At 63.3% G+C, this 26023-nt stretch carries 22 protein-coding genes; 2 read left to right on the top strand and 20 right to left on the bottom strand.

Features of this window, described 5'->3' with window-relative positions:
- Positions 1–2: 2 nt before the first annotated feature.
- Positions 3–578, top strand: coding sequence for a GNAT family protein (locus tag PYR72_RS32390; protein WP_275458560.1), 576 nt, complete (start codon positions 3–5; stop codon positions 576–578).
- A gap of 65 nt (positions 579–643) precedes the next feature.
- Here PYR72_RS32390 and PYR72_RS32385 read toward each other — a convergent pair whose 3' ends face one another.
- The 15 genes from PYR72_RS32385 to PYR72_RS32315 all read right to left on the bottom strand — a co-directional run bounded on the left by PYR72_RS32385 (position 644) and on the right by PYR72_RS32315 (position 19567).
- Positions 644–1099 (bottom strand): pentapeptide repeat-containing protein, encoded by a 456-nt coding sequence (locus PYR72_RS32385; protein WP_275458559.1) that lies wholly within the window; start codon positions 1097–1099, stop codon positions 644–646.
- A 658-nt stretch (positions 1100–1757) separates the two neighbouring features.
- Complete coding sequence (locus PYR72_RS32380) at positions 1758–3023, bottom strand: arginine deiminase family protein (protein WP_275458558.1); 1266 nt, start codon at positions 3021–3023, stop codon at positions 1758–1760.
- A 305-nt stretch (positions 3024–3328) separates the two neighbouring features.
- A complete protein-coding gene (locus PYR72_RS32375; RefSeq protein ID WP_275458557.1) occupies positions 3329–3835 on the bottom strand; it encodes a hypothetical protein in 507 nt (168 codons plus the stop codon).
- A gap of 153 nt (positions 3836–3988) precedes the next feature.
- Complete coding sequence (locus tag PYR72_RS32370) at positions 3989–4807, bottom strand: hypothetical protein (protein WP_275458556.1); 819 nt, start codon at positions 4805–4807, stop codon at positions 3989–3991.
- A gap of 6 nt (positions 4808–4813) precedes the next feature.
- Positions 4814–5140 (bottom strand): hypothetical protein, encoded by a 327-nt coding sequence (locus PYR72_RS32365; protein WP_275458555.1) that lies wholly within the window; start codon positions 5138–5140, stop codon positions 4814–4816.
- Positions 5141–5212: 72 nt separating this feature from the next.
- A complete protein-coding gene (locus PYR72_RS32360) occupies positions 5213–5602 on the bottom strand; it encodes a hypothetical protein (protein WP_275458554.1) in 390 nt (129 codons plus the stop codon).
- Positions 5603–5614: 12 nt separating this feature from the next.
- Entirely contained in the window at positions 5615–6658 is a 1044-nt protein-coding gene (locus PYR72_RS32355) for a major capsid protein (protein WP_275458553.1), read from the bottom strand.
- A 15-nt stretch (positions 6659–6673) separates the two neighbouring features.
- On the bottom strand, positions 6674–7087 hold the full coding sequence (locus tag PYR72_RS32350) for a head decoration protein (protein WP_275458552.1): 414 nt from the start codon (positions 7085–7087) through the stop codon (positions 6674–6676).
- Positions 7088–7270: 183 nt separating this feature from the next.
- On the bottom strand, positions 7271–7957 hold the full coding sequence (locus PYR72_RS32345) for a hypothetical protein (RefSeq protein ID WP_275458551.1): 687 nt from the start codon (positions 7955–7957) through the stop codon (positions 7271–7273).
- Positions 7958–8209: 252 nt separating this feature from the next.
- Complete coding sequence (locus PYR72_RS32340; RefSeq protein WP_275458550.1) at positions 8210–9328, bottom strand: HNH endonuclease; 1119 nt, start codon at positions 9326–9328, stop codon at positions 8210–8212.
- A 21-nt stretch (positions 9329–9349) separates the two neighbouring features.
- Positions 9350–10897: an AAA family ATPase gene (locus PYR72_RS32335; protein WP_275458549.1), complete on the bottom strand. Its 1548-nt coding sequence runs from the start codon at positions 10895–10897 to the stop codon at positions 9350–9352.
- Between the two features lie 69 nt (positions 10898–10966).
- Positions 10967–12541 carry a class I SAM-dependent DNA methyltransferase gene (locus PYR72_RS32330; protein WP_275458548.1) on the bottom strand — a complete coding sequence of 525 codons (1575 nt, stop codon included), beginning with the start codon at positions 12539–12541 and terminating at the stop codon, positions 10967–10969.
- Entirely contained in the window at positions 12538–13953 is a 1416-nt protein-coding gene (locus PYR72_RS32325) for a restriction endonuclease subunit S (protein WP_275458547.1), read from the bottom strand. The genes PYR72_RS32330 and PYR72_RS32325 overlap by 4 nt, the downstream gene beginning before the upstream one ends.
- Positions 13950–17540 (bottom strand): DEAD/DEAH box helicase family protein, encoded by a 3591-nt coding sequence (locus PYR72_RS32320; RefSeq protein ID WP_275458546.1) that lies wholly within the window; start codon positions 17538–17540, stop codon positions 13950–13952. Before PYR72_RS32320 ends, PYR72_RS32325 begins: the two co-directional genes overlap by 4 nt.
- A gap of 185 nt (positions 17541–17725) precedes the next feature.
- Positions 17726–19567 (bottom strand): hypothetical protein, encoded by a 1842-nt coding sequence (locus PYR72_RS32315; RefSeq protein WP_275458545.1) that lies wholly within the window; start codon positions 19565–19567, stop codon positions 17726–17728.
- A gap of 137 nt (positions 19568–19704) precedes the next feature.
- On the opposite strand from PYR72_RS32315, the gene PYR72_RS32310 reads away from it, so the two are divergent.
- On the top strand, positions 19705–20553 hold the full coding sequence (locus tag PYR72_RS32310; protein WP_275458544.1) for a hypothetical protein: 849 nt from the start codon (positions 19705–19707) through the stop codon (positions 20551–20553).
- A gap of 93 nt (positions 20554–20646) precedes the next feature.
- Here PYR72_RS32310 and PYR72_RS32305 read toward each other — a convergent pair whose 3' ends face one another.
- From PYR72_RS32305 to PYR72_RS32285, 5 genes are all read right to left on the bottom strand, one after another.
- The gene (locus PYR72_RS32305; protein WP_275458543.1) at positions 20647–22185 is read right to left on the bottom strand and encodes a terminase family protein; all 1539 of its coding nucleotides are present in this window, start codon (positions 22183–22185) and stop codon (positions 20647–20649) included.
- Positions 22182–22718, bottom strand: coding sequence for a hypothetical protein (locus PYR72_RS32300; protein WP_275458542.1), 537 nt, complete (start codon positions 22716–22718; stop codon positions 22182–22184). The genes PYR72_RS32305 and PYR72_RS32300 overlap by 4 nt, the downstream gene beginning before the upstream one ends.
- 617 nt (positions 22719–23335) lie before the next feature.
- Positions 23336–23797, bottom strand: coding sequence for a hypothetical protein (locus PYR72_RS32295; RefSeq protein WP_275458541.1), 462 nt, complete (start codon positions 23795–23797; stop codon positions 23336–23338).
- Between the two features lie 71 nt (positions 23798–23868).
- Positions 23869–25314 (bottom strand): methyltransferase domain-containing protein, encoded by a 1446-nt coding sequence (locus PYR72_RS32290; protein ID WP_275458540.1) that lies wholly within the window; start codon positions 25312–25314, stop codon positions 23869–23871.
- The gene (locus tag PYR72_RS32285) at positions 25311–25979 is read right to left on the bottom strand and encodes a ParB N-terminal domain-containing protein (RefSeq protein ID WP_275458539.1); all 669 of its coding nucleotides are present in this window, start codon (positions 25977–25979) and stop codon (positions 25311–25313) included. The genes PYR72_RS32290 and PYR72_RS32285 overlap by 4 nt, the downstream gene beginning before the upstream one ends.
- Between the last annotated feature and the right edge of the window lie 44 nt (positions 25980–26023).

Below are 26023 nucleotides of genomic sequence, written 5' to 3'. Positions count from 1 at the left end.
CCATGTACCCGGTCCAGCGTTCCAGCCAGCGTCTCGGCCTCCGCGAACTCACCATGGATGATGTGGACGGGGTCTTCGCGATCTACGGCAATCAGGAAGCGACGGAGCACCTGTCGTTCGAGCCGCGGACCCTCGAACAGGTTGGCAACATCGTGGCCCGCTCTATCGGTGCCGCAACCGAAGAGCCGCGCGGCGAGTACGCGCTCGCCGTAGTCGAGCGAGCCGCGAACGACCTGATCGGGTTCGGCAGGATCGCAACAGACCCCCACCAGCAGCGCGCAGCCATCATGGGGTTCGCGCTGCGCCCGGATGCCTGGGGCGTTGGCTACGGCCTGGAAACCGTGCGACTACTCCTCGGTCTCGGGTTCGAGGACCTCGGCCTACACCGCATCTGGGGCGCCCGCTCCCCGCTCAACGAGGCCTCAGCGAAGACCATGACAGCCGCAGGCATGATCAAAGAAGGCACCATCCGCGAGCACATCTACAAGGCCGGACAGTGGCGTGACTCAGTCGTGCACGCGATGCTCGATCACGAATGGCTTGATCTTCATGCCAGTCGACCCGTTAACACGTTCTGAATTCCAACGGATAAGGCTCCGGGTCAGGGTTCGGCCGTCACTCATGGAGGGTTAGGCAGTTTGCTTTACTCGGCCAACCTGGCACCGGCCGCATTCGGGTCGAAATTATCCGGCCACCTTGTCGAGCTGTCATAAATTGCATTCGAAATATCGGTCGCAATTAGATGCGCTCCGGTCAGATCAGTGTCGCGAAGATCAGCCCCTCTCAGGGACACCTGACTCAGAGTTGAGTGCTCAAGGTGCGCGTCCTTGAGGCTGGCATTCGCAAGATCGGCATGTGATATAGCCACCCCGTGAAGATCGGCGGAACTCAAGTCAATACGAGGTGGACTGACTACGTCAGTTACGTTGCTGAGAGCAGAGACAATCGCTTGCGCCACTGGAGAACGTACCGCTGCCGCTGCCTCACCAGAACTCAGGGATCGAGCTGCGACACCGAGCAGGTCGACAACGGCCGCAACCCGTGACCCTGCCTCTTCGGCGATGCGGTTGAGAGTGTGGATGGCGCTAATCTTTGCCATTACTTCGCCACTCCTGAGTTGATCCGCTGCAGCTGTAACACTCGCTGGCACATTTGCCTGTTTCAGGGTTATAGCGCGCATGAATTCCAGTGCAGATTCCACCGGCCGGATAAGCGGGATGCGAGTCGCCGGATTTGGGGATCGCTCACTGAAAGGGAGACTCCCCCAGGAAGCGAAGGCGTATGCATTAAGTCCTCTGAGTACTTCGTACGTCTTCTCAGGGGAGGAGGACGTGTCGCCGAGCAAGGCACGCACTATGTCTACTTCTACCCTATCTTGAAGTTGGATCCGTAGGTGGTCCGTTGCGGCGCCCGGGCGGTGGAATTCTGCGACTTCCCTGGGCTTACACCAGATGCCGTACCCTAGGAAGGGAAGTTCAGTGAGCGCATCGAGTCCCGATTTCGTGAACTCGTCGAAGGAGAATGAGAAATCGTAGGAGGATGGAGAGTCAGACCTAAGCATGATCTCCAGCTCGGCGAACTCGCCCGCGAAACCGTCGTCCGAGAGTACGTCGCGCCTTAGACAAGCCACTCCGCGGCCACGAGAAGTGATTACCTCCTGGCCGCACTCCCATTGCAGGTCACTGTAGGCGACTCTACCTCTCAATCGTGGCGTAACTGCATAAACGGCATCGAAGAACGGGCGCACATATGTGACGTTAGGACTCATTGGAGCTCCGATCCAGCACCTGGGTCATGCAATGGTTGGATCCAAACCCATTTCGAATGTTGGTAAAGTTCACAGCCCGATAAGAGATTCCGAAGTTTGCGAATATCTCTTCATACTTCTCGCGCTGCTTCTGGCCTTGCTTCCCAGAATAGGAGCCGATCACATGACCGTTGGCCACGCATAGCACATTACAGCCGTAAGCGAACTGATCTTCGAGAGTTAGAGGAAGGGCAATCATGCCCAGATCGCGTGAGATAAATTCACCGAAAGGGATGTCGCGCCTCTCCAGCTCGTAAGAGTCATCTATTTTCTTGCGGTAAACGGTGACCCTTGGTTGACGATTCTCTGGAGCCCTGCCGTACTTCTCATCGGGGACGCTCTCCAGATAGATACCATCTCGCAACCTGCTGGCTTCAACGATACATGTGTCGTGGCGCACCACCATAAAGTATGTATCGAGATGCATCTCCTGTTGCTGCCAGAGCTGCTCCTTCTCTGACGGGTCATCAATTGCACCCATCGGGTCTTTAACTACTGCGAGGTGCTTATAACCAAGACTCTTGGCTCCTGGGAGTGTGAGGAGTTCCGCTACCGCCAATTCGTTTGTTCTGGGTCCCACACCGATGAGGGCCCAGTCGCCCACTGGTATAAAGTCACCTCCCTCCAGGACGGCTCCTGGTTGCTTTAGCTCGTAGGCTGGTTCTACTCCGAGAACTGCGAGCGCCAACTTGACGACCGTCTGTTCATCTTCCCGGACCTTGCGCCGAAAACGGCCGACGACGACGCCCCGATCGGTTGTAATGACTTGGTCTCGCAGGAAATAGAGGTTGGGGAGCGCCCGCGTCTTCAACTCGACAATCGATTCTCCTTGCTCAAAGCCCATAGTCGTCAGCGTGGGCCGTTCAAGCAATATACGAACGAGATCCGAGTTGCCTAGCCCTTCAAGGGTGGCTTGGAGCTCATCAACGGGCGGAACCTCGGTGAAGGTCAAAGATTCCTTAGCCTCTTCGAGGAGGCGACCGTGACCTTTCAAAAGTTCACTCAGGTGCAGAACATTGAGACCTGCATCCTCTAGCATCTTGCAGAACTCTTGATGCTCACTTCGCGCTGCAGCGGAGTCGTAACTACGTTCAAACGAGGATGCCGTCGGCGATAGCAGAGCACCGAAGATCTCGGGGCCTGGCTCGTGGACTAGTACCGTCCGCGCAATGTCATACTCGGCGCGGACTCTGGGGACGATTCCACTCTGTGCCATTCTTCGACGGTACGCTGGCGGGTCCAATCGCTCCACTTGACCTGCGGGCCCTATCTCCGCCCGCGACTTACCGTCTGGGAACGCTTTGCTGGGAAGACACTGAGCTGTCGCCGGCGCGGCCAGCCCCCGGCGCCCGAGCGCGTTTGGCGACGGATCCGCCACCGGGTCAGACCGAGATGCGCATACACGCCCTCGAGAAGCCCGACGAGTGGTCTGAGGTCGTCGTGCCACGGCTCGAACTACAGGCCCGCATAAGTACGGTTGTCAGACCGTACGGTCCTACTTCGGTTGGGTCCGCGAGGTACTCAGGTAGCCAGGAAGCTGTCCACCTCCAGCTCGGCTCGCAGACGCGAGATGAGCCGTTCACGGGTGCGTTTCTCGACCTCCAAGTGCCGCGTGTATTCGGGGTCGTCACTCGTCTCCGGAATGATTACCCTGCCATAGAACTGCTCAGCGTGACCACCTTCGAAGGTCTCAGCAGCGAGGTGCAGCGCCGCGTCTGCTGCCCTGCCCCACAGGTCACGGATCTCCTCCGAGGCGAACAGGGCAACGCGGGCCCCCAGCTCTTGGCGCAGCTGATAGTCCTCCGCGGTCTTAGGCCCGTACCCGATGAGGAACTGATCAGAGTCTGCCGCGAAGGAGACTCGGCCACTCAGGTGGGCTAGCAAGTCGAGGTAGAGGCTGACTCGTCGATCCCAAAGATCCTTGTCGCGGGCCTGTTTGCGCTGGTGCCGTGCTTGGAGAGAGACCGCACCGACACTACCGACAAGCGTGAGCACGCCACCAAGTAGTACTCCCAGCAACTCGTTCACCACGCCTCCAAAGGGATTGCCTGCGAATGTAGCTGGGCAGGTGACAGCGCCCTCAGAAGCCACGCCTAAGGCGCAGCTAGAGCCCGCCACGTCGACATCGGTGGAGCCGGCCGTTCCCCACACGCACCGGGACCGAACAGACTTCCGGACACGTCAGATCGAGTTCAGATCTGGCCGTGGGCCGAACCCCCGCCGACAGCGCGGATGGGAGATCGGCCACTCCGCAGCATCCTCAATGGTCCGCACTGTGCGGTTGGCCTTGTCGGTGTCCTGATGGGTGGTCCAGCCGCAGTCGAGCCCATCGAAGACTTCGACCCTCGTGACGCCCGCCTGGCGGGTCCGGTTGAGGGTGCCGGCGTTGTAGGCGACGGCTGACTTGGCGAGGGTGGCGGCCTCGGCCCAGGCGCGGACTGGGACGCGAGCGCCGTTGCGGTAGACGACGTGGGTCAGGTTGTGCTCGGCGGCGAGTCTGACCGCCAGATTCTTCGCGGCCTGTTTCGCTGTCATGTTGCCCGCCGCGAGCAACGGGACCTCTCGGCGGGCCGCCTCTCGTGCCGCCCGATAGAACTGGTTCGCCATTCGCTCTGCTTCCTGGGAGCGGCGCAGGAAGTCGGCGTAGGAGTCGGACGCGAGCGACTGTAGGGCCTCGCGGTGGAAGGTGGTCCAGGTGAAGGTCACGTCGAGGGCCTCGGAGGCGGCTTGAGCGCCGGCGGCGTAAAGGTGGGGTAGCTGCCGTTGGACGAACTGCCGGGCCTCTTGGTCGACGCGCTGGCGGAAGGCGTGAATCGCCTGCTTGAACTCGTGCAGTGTCGCGACGGTGTGCAGCGTCCTTGGATTGTCGGCGGCGAACTGGGTGAGGACAGCGCGCTGTTTGGCGGCAAGCCGCTGCCAGGCGTCCTCGAGCACCGCTGCGACGCGGCGCGCGATCTCGTCAGGATCTCCGGGCACCAACGGTGACCACTCGTACGGCATGCCGGTCTACCGGCCCCGACGAGCGCGTATCAGCGGCGCGGTCACCAGGTCGGTTCTTTCCTCTCCCTCGGCCAGTTCGTCCGGCGCGACCAGGTCCACGAGCGCCATGATCTGGCGTTCGAGCCCTACGAGGTTGTTGCTCTGGTCGATGGTGACCACGCCGTCCACGGTCATGCGGAGCGGTTCGGCGAGCAGCTGCGCGCGCCGTTCGGCCAAGACCTCGTTCGCGACAGCACGAGCGGAGGCGAGCCGCGCGTAGCGTGCGTCGAGGTCTGAGGTGTCAGTGGTCGGACCGAGCTGAGCCAGCAACCAGGCGCGAACAGCGACGTCCATCCGATGCTCCTGTCGTACGAGGGGAGGCTCGACACCGTGGCGGTGCCGAGCCTCCTGGTAATGGGCCGCTACCTACGCACCCGCGCCGACTGCCTTCGGGGCACGCCGTCTCGGACCCTTGGCCGGCTCCGGCTCCGGCTCCGGCTCCGGCTCCGGCTCCGGCTCCGGCTCCGGCTCCGGCTCCGGCTCCGGCTCCGGCTCCGGCTCCGGCTCCGGCTCCGGCTCCGGCTCCGGCTCCGGCTCCGAGGCAGGATCCGTCACGGTCGGCGGCTCGCCCGCCTCACCGTCCCCGCCGATCGGGTTCGGGATGATCTCCTCTACAGAGGGAGCCTCCCCTGATGACCACGCGGCCGGGTTCGAGATGAGCAGGGCCAGTCGCTCGGGAACCTCCTCCCCTGCTTCCAGCCGGATCGGGCCCTGCTCGGGGTCTCGTACGAATACCGTGCGCGCCAACTTCGCCATGACCAGCCCCCTTTAGAAGACCGTCGCGGCGATGTGGATGTCCGGCACGTACAGCACGGGCATCGCAGCAGCAGCGGAGATCGTGGACAGCTGGACTGGGGTACGCGTCTGCACGTGGGTGGTGATCACGATGCCGGGAGCCTCCTCGGCAGTGATGACTCCCTTGCCGCGGAGCTCGATCGCCTCGGCGGTCAGACCGTACTGCGTCTCGCCCCACTGTTCGCGGCGGGGCGGGATCATCGCCCACAGCGACTCCGGGGTCGTGCGCACCAGGTTGTCACTGCTGTCGTACGCCTGCACGTCGTAGGTTGTCACGGGCGGCAGGTTGTACTTGGCGCGGACCCGGTTGACCTCCTCCGGAGCGAGCATTCCGCTCGGGATCTGCTCGGTGGAAGGCGAGTTGTGGAAGGCGGCCCGGTACTCCGCTGTGGACCCGAGTAGCGACAGTGCCTTCTCCGAGCTGATAACCCGCTCAGGGCGCGGCGCGCCGATGCTCTTCAGGTACTGGATCCACGCCAGCTCGTCAGTGATCGGGGTGGCCACATCCGACTGGGACCACGGCACCGCCACCATCGGCCGGTTGGCGGCCGGCACCTTCCAGTCCACGTCGAGGGCGACCCCGGGCAGGGACACCACACCGGTGGACAGCATCTGTCCGGCAGCGATCTCCATGGCGGCCTTCGTGGCTTCCACGTGCTGTTCGAGGTCGTCGTAGAGCAGGTCGAGGAACTCGCTGGTGTCCTGACCGCGGTCGACAGCAGCCAGGATGATCTGAAGCTCGGAGAAGGGCAGTTCCTGGCCGACCCAGGGCAGCATGCCTTCGTTGATGACCTGCTCGGCACGCCGCCTGGCGAGAGTCGGCGCGGCTTCCCACGCTCGGAACTTCGCCGCGTTGACGCGTCGCTTGCTGCTCTTCGTACGGAACTTGACGTTGTCGATGCTCCGCTCGGCGAACACTTCGCGCGTGAGGAGGTAGTCCTCCGGCGTGGTGATCGCTCGGATGAAGGCCTGGATGTCCTCGGGGACGATCGCCTCGAGAAGCTTCTCAAGAGCCATAGGGGGCCTGCCTCCTTACCGGTAATGGATGAACGCCGTCGTGTTCGCGGCGGTGGGGGGCGCGAAGGCGACGGGCAGCTTCGACGCGTACACCTCGCCACGCCACAGCAGTGCGCCTGCGGTCTTCGCGGAGCCGGGGGTGAACGTGGTCTCGGCAACCAGGAATCCGGCGAGGACCTGAGTGCCGTCGCTCGCTGTGGAGTTGTACGGGGCATACAGACCAGACGCGGTGATCTTGCCGAGCGGGATGCCGGACTTGATGATGTGGCGAGACTGATTCTGCGTGCCCGCCGTGTAGTGGGTGCCTGCCGTCAGCTTGCTGATGTCGATGGTGATCGTCTGGGCTTCGTGGACACCGTCCAGCGAAGCGAGCCATGTCCGGTCGTCGGTGATCGTCGTGGCGGTGGTGAGGACCTGGTAGTCGCTCACGGTGTCTCCCTCGTGGGTGCGGATCGGATTCCTCCCGCACCCGCGCGCAGCAGGGGGCGGTGTCCACGAAACGACGACGGCCGAGCCGCGCCAGGGCGTGGTCCCTGATCGGCCCGGCCGGGTTCCGGAAGGGCGTCCACGGTTGGCAGGGCGTGGTCCCAGGGCCTTGTCTCGTCGGCGTGGTCAGTCGCTGATGAGCCCTCGCCGCCGGGCCATTTCGAGACCCGCCGCTCCGCGCCGGGGTGGAATGCCTCCGCGCTTCGGCGGGCCGCCGGCGGGAGATCCGCCCGGAGCGGGCGGCACGGTCTCCCGGGCCTGGCCGAACAACTCCGGCCGCCGTTCCTTCAGCTGCTCAGCGGCAGCGATGACAGCCTGCTCGTCGGCGTCGGCCTGGTCGTGAAGGGCACGGTCGATCAGAAGCACCGCGTCATCAAGGTCTTCCCCGGTGGCCCCGAGACCTCCGAGGGCGGCACGCCGGATGGCGGCATGCTCCCTGGCCAGGGCCTGCGCCTCGCGTGCCTCGGCTGACCTCAGCTTCTCCTCGGCGGCCTGCTCGCGGCGTTCGACCTCGGTCAGCGCGGCCTGGTCGGCGTCGCGCCTCGTGGTGATGAATTCGGTCAGCGCGTCGGCGTTGTCGAAGCCTAGGTCGCTGAGCATCTTCTTCACGGCCGCCCGGCCGCCCTGGGTCTTCTCTCGGGCAAGCAGCCGCGACAGGTCTTCCTGCGTGACGCTGCTGGTCGGGGCGTCGCCCTCGTCGCCGGGCTTGTTGGAGTCGTCGTCGGGCGAGGCCCCGCGGATCGGATAGATCGGCCGCCCGTCACGGCGGTGCCCGACCGGTTCGAGCGGGTTGGGGAGCGAGGGGCGCATCATGCGTGAACCATCCACAGGTCTTCAGCGCCCCCGCGCCAGTGAACAGTGTAGCGATCAGCCGGACTGGCCCGTTTCCTTATGGGGCCATACCGCCATCCGACGAAGACGGCGTACATCTGACTTCGCCGGTCGACCGGGGTCGCCCCGACAGCAGGGGGTCGGTGACTCACGGGGCCGGTGATGCCTGAAACACCAACGGGTCTGGAGCCGGATATCTCTCCCGGCTCCAAGGCACTTGGGGATGGACCGTGGTTAGCCGGAAAGAAGCTGCCTACGGTACGAATCTCTCAGCTCTGCAAGCGTGGTCGTGGCGCCGTTGACGTTGAGCGTCCAGAAAGTCCAGCCGTCGATATCCTCTCGCCCAGTTACGGCCCGAGCAGCTGATGTTGGCGTGGACCAGACTCGCGCGTCACAGCTGATTCGTCCATCAACTAGCACCTCCGCCGTGCGGAGGTCACCGTCATGCTCCGCCGTGAGTATGAATCCGGGTTTCAGAACTTGGGCCGAGACCAGGAAGTCTAGGTCGGTTAGATCTATTTCACGTCCTGAGGCAGGGGCGAGTGGCGCTGGATTCTGTGGGGACGAAACAGGAGGTATAAGTCTCTCCGCGGCTTGAGGATGCATGTGAAGGGCTTCCAATGCTGCGGTGCTCCAGTCGGATCGAATCCCAATCTTGCGTTCGATCATTTCCCGCGCCACCGGCGCAGCCGCGGCAATAGTGAGGAGAGGTGCGAGGCCACTGATGTTATCCATCGTGGTCTTCCTGTCGTCTACTAGGAGTTCTCGATTCAGATCGAGGATGCGAATCGTCTCGTCCGCGCGGCATATAGATCGGCTGACCTCGGCCGCAGATCGGGGAACTCCTGAACGTCGGCGAGCATAGCCCTTTATGTCGAAGCCGATCAGGCGCGCATCTCGGCCATCTGCTGGGTCGAGGAGGACCCGCTGCTCCTTGGCGCAGTCGGACAGCTCTTTTGTGGCCCGAGTTGATTCGTCCAGCAGGGGGAAGTGGTTGCTCTTAGTACGCCGACCACGCTGCCCGTTGGTCTGCGCACCGCCGCTGTTGCAGAAGCCACACGCCAGACGGTAGTTCGACGGAGCATAGGCGAGCCACCAGTAGCCGGGGCCCTTGACGCCAATGATGGCAGACTTTGGCCGGAAGTGGTCCACGTCAGGGTTATTGCCATGGACTGGAGTCTCGCAATACCAGCACTTAGGGCCCACGAGATCAACAAGAGCCTGCCTGAGCTGGGGGTCCGTCCAGTGACTCGGAAATTCCGGCTTCTCGCCTGAGGAGATCGCCTCCCGAACAGCCTTGACTGTGTTGGCAATCTTTGTGTTCCACGTGGCGGGAACCACCAAGGAGTTCATGTCAACGTGGCGCATAAGCCCTCACAGTCCGCGCGAGAAGCGTTCGTCGAAGAGGAGACGAACCATCTCAGCAACTTCGTGCGGATCGGGCGGTGTGTCGCTTCCAGCTGCCTCGATCAGGTTGCGACGTCGGCGGGCCAATTCGGCCAGGAAGAGGGCGACTGTGTGATCACGACGAGCCGTGGCGAAGCCAAAGCCGTCCAGCGTGAATGTGATTCTCTCCAACTCGGCTCGTGCGCCCTCGTCTTCCTCGGCGAGAGGCAGCAACTCGTACTGTCTGTCGATCAACAGCTGAGTCTGCCGGTCCAACTGAGTTTCGAGGCCGTAGAGTTCACTAGTCAGCAGGTCACCAATACTATGGCCGCGTGGATCGGTCTCCGGCGCATGCGCAGTCGTCCGGCCAGCGGAGGTTTTCCGTACGATCCTAATCTGCTCTCGGGGCACATTGGCCACAAGCGTAGGGTCGTGGGTGGCGGCGATGAATTGCGATCGCTGCCCGTCATCGAGCATCTCTCGGACGGACTCATACCATCCCTGACTCCATGCGGGGTGGAAGTGCGCAGCCGGCTCGTCGAGAAGGAACAGTGACTCACCTCCGCGCTGCAGCCGGAGGAGCCCAAGCACAGTCAGTATCTGCTGTTCTCCGGCGCTGAGATCGGCAGGAGACAGGTTTGCCCCGCCTACGGTGGCAAGCTGAACGTCAGCAGTCAGCACCCCCAGGGTCTGGAGACGCTCCAGCGCAGCAAACATGCTCAAGTCTGACTCGAAGAGACTGCAAAAAGCATCGACATCTTGGCCAGCGATGGAGATCCGGAAGCTTGCGTAGCGTCCAGGCACGGCGCCATCGGGAACGGGACCGAACCTGCCTCTCGAGGCGATGCGCTCAAACAGATCAGCCGTCGCGCCGGTTAGTCCCCAATACGGAGGCCACTGCCTGTCTCGGAGGTACCGGTTCGTTGCCCATCCTGGACGCCGGATCACGAGCTCCGCGCTGGCGATTCTCAGTACCCCCGCTGTCTCTGCGGCAAAGGGCCCGAACTTCTCCGCCCACTGGGGCACCAAGGCCAGCAGGATCAAGGGGAGTTGATCGACACGCGACTGGACGAGGGGACGAAGCTGAAACCCCTCCGTGTTGTCCTCTGCACGGAGGATCTCAGCATCGCTCACGACGTGCTGCTGGAACATTGAGTCCCAGGGGGATGCGTAGATCGCCTGGTATCCAAAGAGGTGATCGGGGAGGTAACCGGGCCAATCGGCCTTGCGAACCCGAACCTCACGAGATCCATCGGAAGCTGTCACGGCTGCGGCGCGCCCTCCCACCGACTGGGAGACCGTTACAACGCTCCCTCGGAGCTCGTAGCGGAGGCGGAAGGCAAAGTCTGCGGGCTTGCCGAGCCTGAGATTACCGAAGATCTCTACGAGGGAGTGAAGGACCCGGGACTTACCCGCGCCGTTGCGTCCGATGAGCACCGTTACGGGATGCTGGGGCTCATGCAGTCCGCCGGTCAGGTTCAGTCCAAAGTCGCGGAGTCCCCGGTAGTCCGGAAGATCAAGCTCCAGTAGCTCCATGGAACCCCCCTCTGCCGCCGGCCTGTCACCCCGTCACCCAGCACGTGATCGAACAAGGAGCGTAGCGGATCACTCGTTATTCACACCGGGTTCGGTGACGGGTCCCTTGGGGCGGAGTGCCTCGGCTACCGAAGCGAACTCAGAGAGGGCTGCTTCGAGCTCGTCGACGATCTGGCGAGCGAGGGCATGCGGCTCCACGTTCAGATCGGTGACTTCGAGGGTGTTGTCCTTTAGGTCTGCGAAGAGGTCGAGGCTGACCTTGTCGCGACTCAGTAGTTCTTCAACCGGGTACGGCTTGAAGGAGGGGGTTCTCCTCCGCTGGTCTCGTGGCTCACCAGGCCTGTACGCCTTGACGAAGTCGTTGAGAGCGTGACGATGAAGGGGGTTCTGCTTAAGGGTGAAGCGTTGATTGGTCCGGAAATCGTACACCCAGAGAGTTTTCGTGAGGGGCTTTCCGTCCTGGCGCGGAGGGGGTTTCTCAAAGAACAGGACATTGGCTTTGACACCACCGGCATAGAAGATGCCTGTAGGTAGTCGCAGCAGAGTATGAACATCGCATTGCTGCAACAGACGCCTACGAACTGTCTCCCCAACTCCGCCCTCAAACAGAACATTATCCGGGACGACAACTGCTGCTCGTCCATATGTTTCGAGCAGGGTGTAGATGTGCTGAACAAAATTCAGCTGCTTATTTGTTGTGGTTGCCCAGAAATCACGGCGAGAGTAGGTAAGTTCCTTGCGCTCAAAGTCGTCTTCTTCATCGCTGATGATAGTGACAGACGACTTCTTACCGAAAGGGGGATTCGCGAGAACCAGCGAGGCGTGCTGCTTGGGCGGTTCAGCCAGGGCATCACCCACCGTGATGGGTGATGTCTTGGCACTCGACGGTGCGATGCCGTGGAGCACCATGTTCATTGCAGCAAGTCGAGCGGTCGCGTCAACGAGTTCATTGCCCAGGATCGCACCCGAGGTAAGACGGTCCTTCTCTTCCTGCGAGGCGTCTACAGGGAGGTGATGCTGGATGTATTCAAATGCTTTGAGGAGGAACCCGCCTGTGCCGCACGCCGGATCCATTACCGTGTCGTGGATAGTCGGCTGACTGCAGTCGACCATCGTCTCGATCAGGGCGCGCGGCGTGAAGTACTGGCCCGCCCCTGACTTGACGTCCTCGGCGCCCTTGGCGAGCAGCTCCTCGTAGGCATCGCCCTTGACGTCGGTATTGGTCCCGGCCCAGACCTCTTTGCCGATGAGCTCTCGGATGAGCCGCTTGAGCTTCGCCGGGTCCTGGATCCGGTTCTGTGATTTCTTGAAGATCCGCCCGAGAACTCCTGGGCGTCCCGCTAGTTCGCCGAGAATCTCCGTGTACCGGACTTCCAGCTCCACACCTTCGAGATCTAGCAGTTCCTGCCAAGCATCAAAGCCGAGGATGTCAATGGGCATAATGCGCCGGTGCATCTGTTCGTGTGCCATTTTCAGGAACACGAGGAAAGTGAGTTGCTCGATATAGTCGAGCGCGGAGACGCCGTCGTCGCGCAACACATTGCAGTAAGACCACAGCTTGTTGACCAGTGCCCTGGCGTCGTTGGACGCCGGCACCAGCGGAGCTGGCGGTGATTGAGGCATTGCCTCCTTAGACGCGGTCACAGCAAACTCTCCTGTACTGCATAGGGCGCATTCAAGCTCGATCGGTTTCTCTGTCGTGGGCGCTTCGTCCCGAGATCGCGTCGCGCATGGTTCAACAGTTCCTCGGCCGGAGCATCGCTGGGATCCTGCTCGGTGAGCTGACCCTTGAACGCTGCTGACAGCACGACGAGACGAAGATGTTCAGCACGCTTCTTAGCCATCTTGGCTGCCTCACTGAGGCGGAGTGCATCCTGTCGCCACTGGATGATTTCCTCTACCAGTTCCACTTGCCTCTGCATCGGAGGAAGTGGGATGGGACAGCGACGCGCATCGGCGAGATTGAGGGTCTTGCGCGCCACCTCATTAGAAGCCCGCTCGAGGTGCTGGCGGAAGGTCCCGCTCTGCAGGACAGTCAACACCCATCGAGGATCAACACGATCCGCGTCAAGGGGGAACACCCCAATGGCCCGGGCCACGTTGGCTCCCGCGAGGTGTTCAGTCGCGAGAGCTGCGCGACCGATTGTTCCCACCAGTGAGAGGAGCAACTCCCCACCTGAAAGGGTGGTGCGCGGGTAACGCCGTGCCACATCCGTCTGGATATGCTTCAGACCGTCCTGATTGACGCGGCCGTCTACAAGGTCTCCGACGCGTACAAATGGCACCCCATCAATGGTGTCTGGACCTGGAACAAGAACCCCGTAGGCGGGCTTCCGTCCAACAGTTACGAGTTGATCCAGAGTGGCAGAATACCAGCCTGCGGGAAGCTCATATCCTTCGACCTTGTGCTCGGACTCAACGGAGAAGAGGGTGTCACTCGTCGCCAAATCGAGGGTGTCAGGAATAGACGTAGAGAGAGGAAGATCTCGTAGGGCGCGTTCCACGTTTAGACGCTCAAGGCGCTCCAGGATTTGCTGGCTCTTCCGAATTGATTGAGCTCCAGAGTCCAGCCGCGAAAGATGCTCTTCGAGCGTGCTCACGATGCGCAGTTGCTCGTCCAGCGGAGGGAGCAGGATCGGATACTCGGAGATCTGCTGCCACTTTACGCGTGGACGATCTCCAGCATTAAGACTGATAGCGAAACTAACGAAATCCGGTGCCAGCAGGCGGTACATCAAAAACCGTGGCGCGAGCCAAGGATGCGGGGGCAACGTGATGAATTCCCCTGAGCACAGTCCGCTGAAATTGGCCTCGGTCACTTTGTTGAGATTCGGGCGGAGTCGGCCGTAGAGCGTATAGCCCGGCCCGACCACGGGAGAGGCACTGGTGATGCCGCTCGACTCCGACAAGCCCGTCACACGCCCGGTGCCTGACTGGACGTTCTCCATGCCCAGGTAAGGGCGCTCGTCACCAGGAGCCGGCACCTGCCGCTCAGAGCTGGGCTGCGTAATCTCCCCGAGAGTGGTGTGTACCCATCCCGGCGGGATATCGGTCATGCGGTCAGTTCCCGATCCAGTCGTTCAAGAAGGTCCACGGCGCGATCATCACCGAAGGTGCGAAGGAATCCATCAATCCCGCCACGCTCGGTGAAGGGTACTCGCTCGAGATCCTCAGCATCGAACCGCACGCTGACCGCCATCGTGTCGACGATGCGCTCCAGCCACCACAGCTCATCAGGTGTGAACGTCACACCGGCCTGAGACTGGCGGGCGATGAAGTTGGCGAACCGATCTTCCACCGCAGAGCGGTATGGGCGGAGCTCCCCATCCAGTCCCAGCTCGTAACGGATGATCGAGACCAAGTCGGGAGGGCCATGCATCGCGCCGGGCGCAGCTGTCGCCTTGCCTAGTTGCTCGTAGGCGCGCCACAGACGGGCGATGGTCCATTGGTGTGGGGGCCGGGCGATTCGCGAAGCTAGATCCTTCAACTGCTGGTACGCCTCGCGAGGCGTGATGTCCCGGCCGGTGTCCCCTGTCAGGGCGATCTGCAGCGCCGTGATCTCGTCTCGGTGATCCTGGATGTACTGCTGCCAGTCGTTGACCACTGCAGGCGCGTTCTCCACGTGTGACGCAGAGATCAGAGTGTCTTGGCTGACCTCGTCGTAGACGATCCTCTGTTCGGTACGAATGTTGATCAGGAGTGATCGCAGATCTCGATTTGACGCGAGTGGTGCAACGGCGTCTTGCACTGCCCAATAGACGGCATGGTCTGGGTCATCGCCGGCGGCTTCTGCTTCACCGCGCATGGCGACTACCCGGTCTACATCAACAGTTCGCATGATCTGGCCGGCGATGCTGTCCAAGCTTTTACCATCGGCCAGGCGTGCAATTTCTTCTTGATCGTCTTGCGTCAGTTTTCGGGAAAGCCGAGTGAGCCGGAGCGCAAGTTCTTCGGCCTCATCCTCTGTGACCCCGTCTCCAGCAGTTTTCTCCAAGAGTTTGCGCAGTGCAAGGCGCTTGACGTCGCGCTCGTCGGTGATAGATCGAGTCTCACGCTTGTGGGACTCGGTGACTCCAATGGCGTCGACGACGATGAAACGTGTTTTCTCTTCTACATCCGGTGTCACGGCCCGGAGTTCATTGGAGTCGATTACGCGCGACCCTCGGCCGCGCATCTGTTCAAAGTACGACCAGGATCGGATATCTCGCAAGAAGAAGACGCACTCGATAGCGCGGACATCAGTCCCTGTCGCGATCATGTCGACAGTGACGGCAATGCGCAGTTCGGGCGTATTTCTGAATTCCGACAGAAGCCTATCTGGGGCCTTCGCTTTTCCGGTGATTTTCTTACTGAAGTCGTCGCCCTTACCGAAAATGGTCCGGGTCATTTCTACTACTTCGTCAGCGTGATTGTCATCTTTGGCGAAGATGAGAGTTTTGGGCACCATGGGGGTACTGTTAGGCCTGGATACCCGGTCCGGGAAGATGACGGATAGGTTGTCACGGAATGCCGCGAGCGCGACTCGAAGCTGATCGGTGCTGATCACCTTGGATCCGATTTGCTGTCCGGTATACGTGAAATCGTCGTCTAGCTCTTCGTAACGTGTACGCCGCGTGCGTCGATTCTTAATCGGCACGAACGTATCAACAGGGATTACAGAGCCTTGCTCTGCAATCTCTGTCCTAATCCGGTATGTGAGGTAGTCGACAGCGACCCCGTCGGCCACGGCTTGCTCGTAGGTGTACTCGCTGACAAGACCTTCCTCACCGCCGAAAAAGGCGAACGTCTGCGCGACGGGAGTGGCAGTGAGTCCAAGGAGGTGGGCGTCGAAGTACTCGAGAACAGAGCGCCACTTTCCGTAGATTGATCGATGACACTCGTCGATGATGATCAAGTCAAAGGACTCTGGAGCTAGCCGCCGATTATATGACACGCCAATCGGCCGGTCCTCATCCTCCCCCTTCTCCTCGGACTCGAAAGCGGAAGGTTCGGTGTAGTCGCGTGCGTCGACGTTTTCCTGTCCGGATAGAATCCTGGAAAGTCGCTGGATCGTTGACACGACGATCTTCGACGACGCAAGCATTCCCGTACCGGTAAGTTGGTCAACATTATACAGCTCGGTGAATTTCCGCCCATCATCCGGTGTGGTGTAGCTCGAAAACTCCGATAGAGCTTGATTTCCCAAGTTATTGCGGTCGACGAGGAATAGGATCCGTTCAGCTTTCGCGTATTTTAGTAGTCGATAGCAGGCTGTGACAGCAGCGTAGGTCTTGCCGGCACCCGTGGCCATTTGGATCAGTGAACGAGTCCTGTTGCGGCGCAGTGCCGCTTCCAGCCCGTTGACTGCGTCAAACTGTGCGGGGCGCAGCCGACCGGATGCTACTTCAGCAGGGTCAAGCGCAGGTAGCTCCGATCGCAAGCGCGCACGGTATGTGGGGGCTTCCCGGTTGGCTTCCGCTTCACGCATCCAACGAGCCACTGTTTCTGGCCGCGGGAAGCTGAAGATGTTACGCGTGCGGGAATCGGGGTCTTGAGTGTTGCGAAATAGAACCCGGTTACCGTCGCTTACGTAGCGGTACGGCAGAGGAGTGCGCCAAGCACGCATCGTCTGGGTGTTGGTCAGGCCTTCTGCATAGCGGTCAGCCTGCTCCTGAGCGGCTGTGAGGTCGGCCCCTTCTTGCTTCGCCTCGATAACTCCGACGAGCTTCCGATCCACGTACAGCAAGTAGTCTGCACGTCCGGCAGCAGTGGTGACTTCGCGGACCGCAACACCTCGTGAGGCGAACAGGTCTTGCTGTCCCTTAGCGTCCTGGACCACCCAGCCGGCGTCGTTGAGCATCTCGTCGATCCGCTCGCGGACCTTGACCTCGCTCAGGGGCTCTTGCGCGGCCAGTCGGGCACGGGAGACGAGTTTCTCGCGCTGCGTTGCGGTGGTTCGCTTTGGCGGCTTCCGTGCCTCAAACCCTGATTGGAGGAGCTCTAGTTCCGCGTCGAGCGCGCTGGCCTGTGAGACCAGCTTCGGCTGTATCTCAGTAGCCCGCTGCAATTCGATGGCAGCCGTCCGACGTGCTCTCTCCTCGGCGGCTGCACGATCTCGCTCACGATCTGCAAACGAGAGCCGAGCTTGTTCCAGGGCGCGCCGGGACCGCTCCACCGCGGCAAGAACCGTCGGTCCGACAGTGGACGGCGGCTGCGGAGGGATGAACGGGATCTGTTCTCTGTCACCTGTGCGAAGGCGGAAGAACCAGACCCCGAGCTGGAAGCAAGTGTGAACGGCCTGGAAGGCGGCATGTTCGATGTCGTCGTGTTCGGCGGCCGGTGTGCTGCTGAGTCGTCGCAGGTGCTCGAACAAGCCACGGATCCGTGGGTCGAGCACGCCAGCTCGCGTGAGGAGGTGGAGGCGGCTCGCCTGCTCTCCGCCGTGGAGGCTCATCCCTGCCAGGCGTGTGAGCTCTGTGGCGAGCACGTCACCAAACTGCCTAGCCTTGTTGCAGGCTGCGCGAGGGTCGATGTACAGGTTGGCCTCGGCGCCGGCCCCGAACAGCACGAGCAACGGTTCGATTGGCTCCAAGAACCCGAAGTTCGCTGAGCTGGCAGCCAGGTCCTTGATACGCGCCTGCGTTTCGCCGCGTACCTGGCTCACGTGACCCTCCGCATCTGTTCCCTCGACATCCGAAAGCTACCTGGCCTTGCTCGTTTCTTGCCACCCGTCTCATCAGAGTGGCCCAGGTATGTGAGTGTGCAGCACCCGTCTCCGGCGGAGTGAGCGACGAGCCGGGGCGATTGAGGTACGTGAGATCGGATGGCTGCTTGAGCGTCACCACACTGCTACGCATCGTCCTCCGGCTGGGCCGAGACCTCGATCAGGGGCACCGAGGTGAAATCCGACTTCACTGCAGGAAGGCCCAGGTACTCGCGGACGGCGGCGTTGTCGCCGGTGGCGTCAGCAAGACGGGCTGCGGCTTCGAAGGCACGGGCCTGGATTCGCTCGATCTCCACTTGGGCGTCGTCGATGGGGTAACCGGCGTCAATGAGCATCCGGACCCCGGTCTCGACGGAGATCACACCGGCGCCCACCCCCTTGACTACTTCATCGAGGACGGCGGCTCGGTCGGTCGGGGTGTGCGGTCCCCACATCAGCCGTGCGGGAAACGACTCCCCCGCGGGCCAGCCTTCGGCCTGTCCAGCTTGGTGAAGGCGCTGCACCATGCGCAGAAGAACGACGTACTTGTGGTTGCGGGCCAAGCGCATGGCGGCGACAAGCGAGTCGAGCGGGCCGAGTGCGAGCTGTAGCGCATAGCCGGACGGTAGGGCGGTCGGGTCTAGTGTGCCGAGACCGGCGGCGGTGAGGCGGCTGTTCGCGGCGATGCGGTCGAGGATGTGGTCGACGCGGGCACGGAGTTCGGCGAGTTGGGCTGAGGTGTCGAGCACGTCCATGCGCCCGTTGTCGTTGAGCTGCCATACCGTCCCGGCCCGTACCTTGATCGGGAGGGGTTGACCGGTGGCGCGGTCGATGGGCAGTCGGGCCCCGGCTAGACCGATGATCGGCGAGCCGGTGGTAGCCGAAGCGCCGGAGCTGTCCGTGTCTGTGGCAGACAGTTCGTCGAGGGCCTGGAGGACGGTGGCCACGGTGGGCTTGCCCCAGTGCTCTCCGCTGGCAGGGATGCTGTTCGTGATGTGGATGACGGGTATGAAGTCCGCCATCAGGTCGAGCCTGTCGAGGACTTCCCCGTCCGAGCGGACCCGGTACCTGGCTTTGTGCATCGGCAGGTCGTACAGCAGGTCGGCGTACTTAAGGTCGTCTAGGTCCCATTCCGCGTCGGTCAGGTAGCACGTCCACGGGGAGGGCCGGGTGGATGCCCACGGATAGGTACGGCTGATGAGTCCTGTGTCGGCGTTGCGCGCGTCGCCCGTGACGAGGACCGGATCGCCGCTGTCGGTGTACAGGTACTCACGTGTCGGGCTTCCGTCCTTGGCTCCGCCGCGCCGACTGGCCGGTCCGATCGCTCCGAGTTCGTAGGTGACCCGCCGAAGCCTTGCTTTGAGCCCGCGCCGTTTGTCTTCGGGCAGTTCCCACGCCAGGTGAACGCGGAGTGGGAACTCGGCACCGTCCTGCTCGCCGTCCTCCGGCCACTCCGGGAAGTACAGGCCCGGGTCCCAAGTGCGCAGAAGAACCCGGCCCTTCCCCGGGTCCCAGGCCAGGGTGTAGACGGCGTCGCCCAGCAGGATCGCGGTTCGCTCGGCCTGCTGAAGACGCAGCGGCAGCATTTCCTTCTCCGCCCAGGCCCTCAGCCTGTCCTGGACGGCCAGCGCCGCGACTGCCTCGGCGGTGGGCTCGTCGTCTGTGCGCTCCGCCCCCGCGACGCTGATGACCTGCTGGGAGCCGAGGAGGTAGCCGAGCGCGGTGTCGACCAGCTTGGAGGCATCGCCCAGTTCCCTCCGTTCGATGCCCGCCTCGTCGTCGCCTGTCACGGCGGCGACCTGGCCGGCCTGGTTGGAGTCGTACGCGGCCAGCAGCCGGTAGGCAGCCAGGCGTCGCAGGTCCTCGTCGGGCACCCAGGATCGGGTCAGTTCCGCCCAGGTGTTACGGCCCGGTCGACGCGGGTCGGCCATGGCTGGCTTGTAGTCCAGCCAGCTCCAGACGTCGGTGATCAGCTCGCGCAGGCCCACAGTGCTCCTCCGGCAGTCGGCCCCGCGCCGCGCCTCCAGCCTACGAGACGTCTTCTACGTCGGACTTCCGCAGTTCCTAGCGCCTCGGGATCCGGAATTTCCGAGCAGCCGAAGCCTCCGGGGTCGAAGATTCCGTCATGAACAGCAACCTGCCGGATGATTGGTCCCCAGCGGACAATCCGTACTCGATCGCGCTCTCGGAATCGAGCTGGCTGCGTGCCACGGTCGCCTTGACCGTGGCACGCATGCACGGTGACGACGTCCAAGTCGGCTGGTTCAGCTCCCGGCAGATCGACGCACGGACACTGGTCGTCGCCCTGCGCCAGCTCCTCGCCGCGGTCAAGCTCGAACGGATCGCCCTCACAGACCTCGGCGTGGATCCCGCGGTGATCACTGCACTCGATGACGCCGAGCAGGTCTTCCTTGACGCCCTGCCGAACATCAAGCACGTCCGCGACGGCCTCACTCACTTCGAGGACTGGGCCCGCGGCAGGGGCAGCGGGCCGCAGAAAGACGCCCGCAAGACCGCTGACCCACGCGACGTAGCCCGCGACTTTTGGAGCTTCGGCTACGACCCGCTCACCGACACCGTCACCATGGGGCCGTTCACCATCTCCGTCAGCGCGGCAGTCCCCGCCGCCAATGCACTGTGCGATGCGATCTACGCCGCGACACGCGAGGTCGACCAGCGCAGCACGGCCGAACTACGGGACCAAGTCGTCCAGGCGCTGACCGACGCGACGATTCCCTGTACTCCCCCACAGGACCCGGTCCTCGTCTCGCAGGGCCACGACATGCGGGTCTGGCTCTCCTTCAATCTCAGCAGCGTTCCGGGCGGAGAACACAAGGAACTGGCAGAGCGCGTTGCCACGGTAGCGGCCCACGCCGGGCTGCGGCTGACGTCGTCGGCGTTCCCGGAGGCACAGAACATCGCTGAACGCCTGGTCGCTGGCGAGCCGCTGCGCGTGGAGAGGAACAGCCCGTAGATCAGCAGCCCCAGGCAGACCACCACGGGCCATATCCTCATGGGCCGTTTCCTCTTGGGGCAGTTTCCGGTCGTACGTACTGCCCTCGCCAGTTCAGCGGCGGCCGTCGAAACGGTCGTCGTCGGTATCGGTGGGCAGGGTGTCGAGCTGGTCGGGGTCGGCCAGTTCCGTCAGTCCGTGCACGGCAGCGTCCATGCGGTCGGGGCTGTCCATTCCCTCGACCCAAGTGACCATCTGGCCTTCCAAGTCGGGGTATTCGCCGACATGGTGCACGAGCTGCTGTTCGTAGAGCTGGGCCACGGGAGCGGCGCGCAGGCGTTTGCCGACCTTGGCGGTGACCTCCAGGATCATGGGCATGAGGAGCCCCTTGGTGACGTCCTCGCGGCGCAGCTGCTCCCACGCCTGGGTGACGATCTGTCGCGCCATGTCTCCGCCGTAGTTCTTCTCGACCACAATCGCGTCGGCCTTGAGTTCGAGGGCGAGACGGCATGCGGCCAGGCCCCAGTCGTTGGCGCCCATGGATCCGGATCGGTCGGCCAGGACGTACAGCTGCCGGTCGAAGTCGCGGCCAACGCCGATGACGCCCGTCTCGTCGCCGATGGTGGACTCTCCGCCGGCGGGGTCGACGGCGACGACGATGCGCGCCATGTCGAGGCCGGAGAACTGGACGGCGTTGATACGGGCGGTCTCGATCCACTCCCGCCTCCAGACTCCTCCCTCCGGCGGCCGGGGCTTCTGCAAGTACAGGGCGGCCCAGACGCGTTCACCGACTCGCTTGCGGGTCTTGGCGTGATGGGTGACGTCGAAGCGTTCGGGCCACAGCGCCTCACCAGGAGCGCGGCCGAGCGGGTCGTCGAGACTGTCGGCGATGGCGGGCAGGTCGATGACCCGCCAGGCGTCGCGCTCGGTGGCGAGAATGCGTCCGGCGAGGTCGTCTTCGTGCCACCGGGTCTGAATGAGGCAGATGGCGCCGACGGGCTCGAGTCGGGTCTGCAGTACCGAGGTCCACCAGTCCCAGGCGCGCTTGCGCATGGTGGGGCTGTCGGCGTCGGCCATGTCCTTGACCGGGTCGTCGACGATGGCGATGTGTGCGCCGCGTCCGGTGAGGCCGCCGCCGATACCGGCCGCGAGGAGGCCTCCTTCGCCGCCGACGATGTCGAAGCGGTTGGCGGCCTGGCTGCCTGCCTTGAGTTGGATGCCGAGGTCGTTGCCCCAGGTGTTGATGGCGTCCCTGATCCACCGGCCGTGGTCGTCGGCCAGGTCGGCGGAGTAGCTGGCGATCATCATGCGGTGGCCGGGGTTGCGACGCAGGTACCAGAGGGGCGCCCAGCGGGAGGCGCGTCGGCTCTTGCCATGCCGCGGGGGCATGGTCAACATCACGCGGTCGCACCGGCCTGCGGCCATGTCGATGAACGCCTGGTCGATGAGATCCAGGTGCGGGGCCTGCATCTCGCGCCCGCCAGTGAGGACGGCGGCGAGCGCGCCTGGCGAGCGGTCCATGGCGAGTTGGCGCTCGACGCAAGCCAACTCCGCGCGCAGAGCAGGAGACGCGGACCGTGCGATGGTGCGGCGCTGTGCTGGCGAAAGGGTCTTGTAGTGGGCGATGACGCTTTCGTGGTCTCGCGGAGTCATGCGCCGTCCGGATCGGTGAGCGCGATCAGGGCGTCGAGTTCGTCGACGGTCGCGTTCTCGACCTGGACCGGTCCGCCGTCCAGGCCGGTCAGTTCCGTGCGGACGGGCATGTCGAGGCCGAGCAGTCTGGCTCGGCGCTCCATGATCCGCAGGGTGCGGTCGATGGCGGCGAGGTCCTGGTCCCGGACGGCCTTCTTGTAGGCGACGAAGAACAGCCGGTCGAGGCGGTCGGCTTCCAGCGCGCGCAACTCATCTACGTCGTCGTTGAGTTCGGCGCGGCGGTCAGCGAGTGCTGTGCGGACGTCCCGGCACGCGGCGTGGATCATGGCCTCGTTGGTGGGCGGCTCCTGGTTCTTGCGGTACCGCTCGACTCCGTAACCCTGCGGGTAGGCGATGCCGTCAGAGTTGACGGTCGGGTCGGCGGCGAGCTTGCGGGCGATCGTCAGCCAGTCCACGCCGGCGAGGCGTAGGTCGATGGCGTCCGAGCGGCGGCGCGCGATGGCCGCACGCGCGGCTTTGTCGGGGCGGCCCACGGCGGGGATCCTTCACAGCTCGGGTGCGCCCCCGCGCCCGGGTCCATGATCGCACCGTCGGTGGGAGCCAGTGCTCCGCCTCTTCGTCTGATCCCCAGACAGCGACCCTGCGGCCTACTACCCTGTCGGCTGGAAGTCTGGGAAGCGCCCCTAAGTGTTGAAGGGCGTGCACTCCCGGGTGCTCCGAGAAGTCCGGGCGGATCCAGCGACCTGCCTGACTCGTCACGGTGCACGGACGAGCGACCACTTTCGCAACGCCACGAGAAGCCAGAAAAGCCTGAACGTCCTGAGTTTCTATCGCTGGTACGGAACTCAGTTCAGCCACGAGTTGTGGCCGAGCTGAGTATGCGTGCCCGCATTCAGTTCGGCCCTGTACAGAAAGGGACCGAACGGTGGACTCGACCGTCATCCTGTGGATCTTGGCCTGGGCCGGAGTGCTCTCCGTCGTCATCTTCGTGGCCAAAGGGCTCCTCGACCAGCTACCGCCTCTCGTCGATTCATGGCGGGCGCTGGTTCGTACCGTGCGCGGCGAGGAGACGACCAGAGCGGCAGATGAGGCCAGGCGGGTCCAGGAGACGGCAGTGGGGCCAGACGACGTTCACCCAGCCCCACCAGCATCACATCAGTGACATCTGCTCGCCCTCACTGGGCCGCTTGGGCGACACGTACTCGGGTGGCGCGTCGGGCGCGTTGCGCTCGGTCCGCAGCCACCAGGCGAACTGATAGTTGCGGCAGGTTCGGAAGCGCACCGACTTCCGGCGCGGCTCGTTCTCGGGGATGTTGTGCTCGCCCCATCCGGTGATGGGGCGAGCGTTCTCCAGATGCACATACAGGCCCGGCACCAGGGCGGGCCCCTCCCACCGCTCTCCAGGTGCACCCTCAAAGGCAAGGTGCGCGTTGTCGCTCCACTTCCACGGATTGGGCAGCGCGCACAGATACCAGGCCAAGGGCGGTTTGCCCTCGGGGAGTTCGATCGTCTGGTGCCGGCGGCTCACGTCCAGCCGGGGGCGGTCGGGCTGGCCGAAGCTGCGCAGGCAGTGCTGGTCGAGGGCTACGTGCCGCACGCCTGCCAGCCACATGATGTGGTATCGAGTTCGTGATTCAATTTGGACCTGTATTCGCTGCGACATCCGCTCCCCATTTACCCGTTTTAATTGGCGAGAGATTCATTTCTCTCTACTACCAATTTTATCAAATTTCCCACCAATTCCAGATGCCTGTCATGACGGAAGCCATTCGGGTAAGGCATATTGAATTCCTCTTCAAACGCCTTCTCGTATTCCTCTTTGGGGAGCGCGATGGGGCGTCGGCAGGTGGCCTTGATGTTGGAGCCGCTGAGGTCGGTGACTTGCACGTCCTTGAAGTAGCGGCGGAGCAGCGGCTCCAAGGTCTCGGGGGTGTGGAAACGCAGCTTCTGCCACTTCCCCTTGACGAAGTTCATCTCTACGTTGTCCTCGTCGAGGAAGCTCATCTTCGTGGTGGCGGTCTGGGAGGTGACCCGCTTGGCCTGCTCGTCCCGGAGTTCGCGGGCGAGGTTGCGGGTGCCGAGGCACACGACCCCGTCCGCCGAGCAGAGGGCGTTGACGGTGGTCATCACCCAGTGCTGGTAGTCGAGGGTGGTGGTGGCGTTGATGACGGAGTCGAGGACCACCACGTCGTACAGGCCGTTGGTCTGGATGTCCTTGTCGATGTCGCGGATCATGCCGACGACGGTACGGATGTCGACGGCGTACGAGCCGTCCCGGCAGCGGTAGGGCTCGTAGTCGTGGATGTTGAAGCCCTTGGCGCGCAGGTGCTTGGCGTAGTCGCCGTACCCGGCGCCGAAGTCCACGACCCGGTGGGTGGGCTTGAGCCAGGGCGTGACCAACTGGTCCCAGGTCTCGGAACCGTAGGCGAGCTTTCCGGCCTTGGCCTTGGAGGAGAACTTGCGGAGCCTCTTGGGCTGCACGATGTGCTGGTTCCACACCGGCGCCTTGCTCTCGATGGCGGTCCAGTCGTAGACGCCGTACTCGCCGGTGAGGTCGGCGTGGAGTTGGGCGGCATCGGCAGAAGTGACGGTCCAGGCGAGGAGGTCGAAGCGGTTGATGGAGGCGACAACGGCGTATTCGGCGTTGAGGACGATGCGGCCCTGGTCGTCGATGACGACGCTCCCCCACGGGCCGTGGCCGGCGGTCATGTGCCCGATCGCGTTGACGAAGGAGAGGTTCCTTCGTTCCGCCACCCGGATTGACTGCCATGGAATCCACGACCAGGCGCCGATGACGCCGGCCTCGGCGTAGACGACGCTGGCCTCGGTCTCGACTCGGTTGTGCAGCAGGTTGAACTGAATCTCGTCCTGCAACCTGACCTTCGTGCCCAGCATGACCGCGGGCGTGTGCGTCAGGCCGATGGCCTGTAGGCCCTTGGTTCTCTGGTGGCCTGCGACCAGCGTGCCGTCGGCGTTGAGGATGACGGGCTTCACGACACCGTGGCGGCGCAGTGACGCCTGAAGCCTGATGAACGCCTCCTCGCTGAGGCGGCGCGGGTTGTAGTCGGCGGGGCGAAGCTGATCGAGAGGGTACGCCTCGTAGAACGTCGTGGTGGGCGCGCTGCTCATGCCACCTCGCCCTCCTCGTGGGCCTGCTGCAAGACGTGCCAGCCGAAGCCGAGGTCGCTGTTGGTGTCGTCCACGAACTTCGTGTAGATGGCGTTGAGGGCTTCGACCTCTTCGGAGGTGATCCGGACCCGCTTGGACTCCCACTGGAGGTAGCCCCACTGGAGGTAGTCGACAGTGGCTGCGGCGCCGGTGCCTGCGCCGTCGGAGGTGAGTTCCAGCGTCTCGGGAAGGGAGGTGTCGTCGAGGAGCCGGTCTACGCTCTCGCGGTCGTAGCCGGTGCCGGCCAGGTCCGGGATCTCGGAGAGGATCTCGGCCAGGAGCACGCTGTCGTATCCGGCGAGGTCGTTGGTCCGGTTGTCGACGATGACGATGCGGGCTGCCGCGTCGTCATCGACGTCGACCCAGGTGACGGCGATCTGGTCCCAGCCGAGCTGCTGGGCAGCCGCGTACGTGTGGTTGCCCGCCAGGATCTCGTTGCGGCGGCCTGTGTGGGTGCCCTTGTTGACGACGATCGCGCGGTACTGGCCGTTGACGGTCAGTGATTCGGCGATCGAGGGGAGGTCACCGTTGCGGGGGTTCCGGTAGTACGGAACGAGGTCCTCGGTGGGGACGGCGAGCGGCAAGAGCAGTTCGGGGATGTTGGCGGGGGGCGGGGTCGGGGTCACTGGGCGTCCCTTGTGTAGGCCGTTCCCCGCGCCCTACAGCTAGT

It is taken from the genome of Streptomyces sp. VNUA24 (assembly GCF_029167005.1).
GTDB lineage: Bacteria > Actinomycetota > Actinomycetes > Streptomycetales > Streptomycetaceae > Streptomyces > Streptomyces scabiei.
The sequence above is the reverse complement of the archived record's forward strand: the minus strand, read 5'-3'. Positions and strand labels throughout refer to the sequence as shown.

Coding starts and splice junctions, on each gene's coding strand:
- PYR72_RS32390 (WP_275458560.1), top strand. CDS start 3: ATGTACCCGGTCCAGCGTTCCAGCCAGCGTCTCGGCCTCCGCGAACTC.
- PYR72_RS32385 (WP_275458559.1), bottom strand. CDS start 1,099: ATGGCAAAGATTAGCGCCATCCACACTCTCAACCGCATCGCCGAAGAG.
- PYR72_RS32380 (WP_275458558.1), bottom strand. CDS start 3,023: ATGGCACAGAGTGGAATCGTCCCCAGAGTCCGCGCCGAGTATGACATT.
- PYR72_RS32370 (WP_275458556.1), bottom strand. CDS start 4,807: ATGCCGTACGAGTGGTCACCGTTGGTGCCCGGAGATCCTGACGAGATC.
- PYR72_RS32365 (WP_275458555.1), bottom strand. CDS start 5,140: ATGGACGTCGCTGTTCGCGCCTGGTTGCTGGCTCAGCTCGGTCCGACC.
- PYR72_RS32360 (WP_275458554.1), bottom strand. CDS start 5,602: ATGGCGAAGTTGGCGCGCACGGTATTCGTACGAGACCCCGAGCAGGGC.
- PYR72_RS32355 (WP_275458553.1), bottom strand. CDS start 6,658: ATGGCTCTTGAGAAGCTTCTCGAGGCGATCGTCCCCGAGGACATCCAG.
- PYR72_RS32345 (WP_275458551.1), bottom strand. CDS start 7,957: ATGATGCGCCCCTCGCTCCCCAACCCGCTCGAACCGGTCGGGCACCGC.
- PYR72_RS32340 (WP_275458550.1), bottom strand. CDS start 9,328: ATGAACTCCTTGGTGGTTCCCGCCACGTGGAACACAAAGATTGCCAAC.
- PYR72_RS32335 (WP_275458549.1), bottom strand. CDS start 10,897: ATGGAGCTACTGGAGCTTGATCTTCCGGACTACCGGGGACTCCGCGAC.
- PYR72_RS32325 (WP_275458547.1), bottom strand. CDS start 13,953: ATGACCGATATCCCGCCGGGATGGGTACACACCACTCTCGGGGAGATT.
- PYR72_RS32310 (WP_275458544.1), top strand. CDS start 19,705: ATGAACAGCAACCTGCCGGATGATTGGTCCCCAGCGGACAATCCGTAC.
- PYR72_RS32305 (WP_275458543.1), bottom strand. CDS start 22,185: ATGACTCCGCGAGACCACGAAAGCGTCATCGCCCACTACAAGACCCTT.
- PYR72_RS32295 (WP_275458541.1), bottom strand. CDS start 23,797: ATGTGGCTGGCAGGCGTGCGGCACGTAGCCCTCGACCAGCACTGCCTG.
- PYR72_RS32290 (WP_275458540.1), bottom strand. CDS start 25,314: ATGAGCAGCGCGCCCACCACGACGTTCTACGAGGCGTACCCTCTCGAT.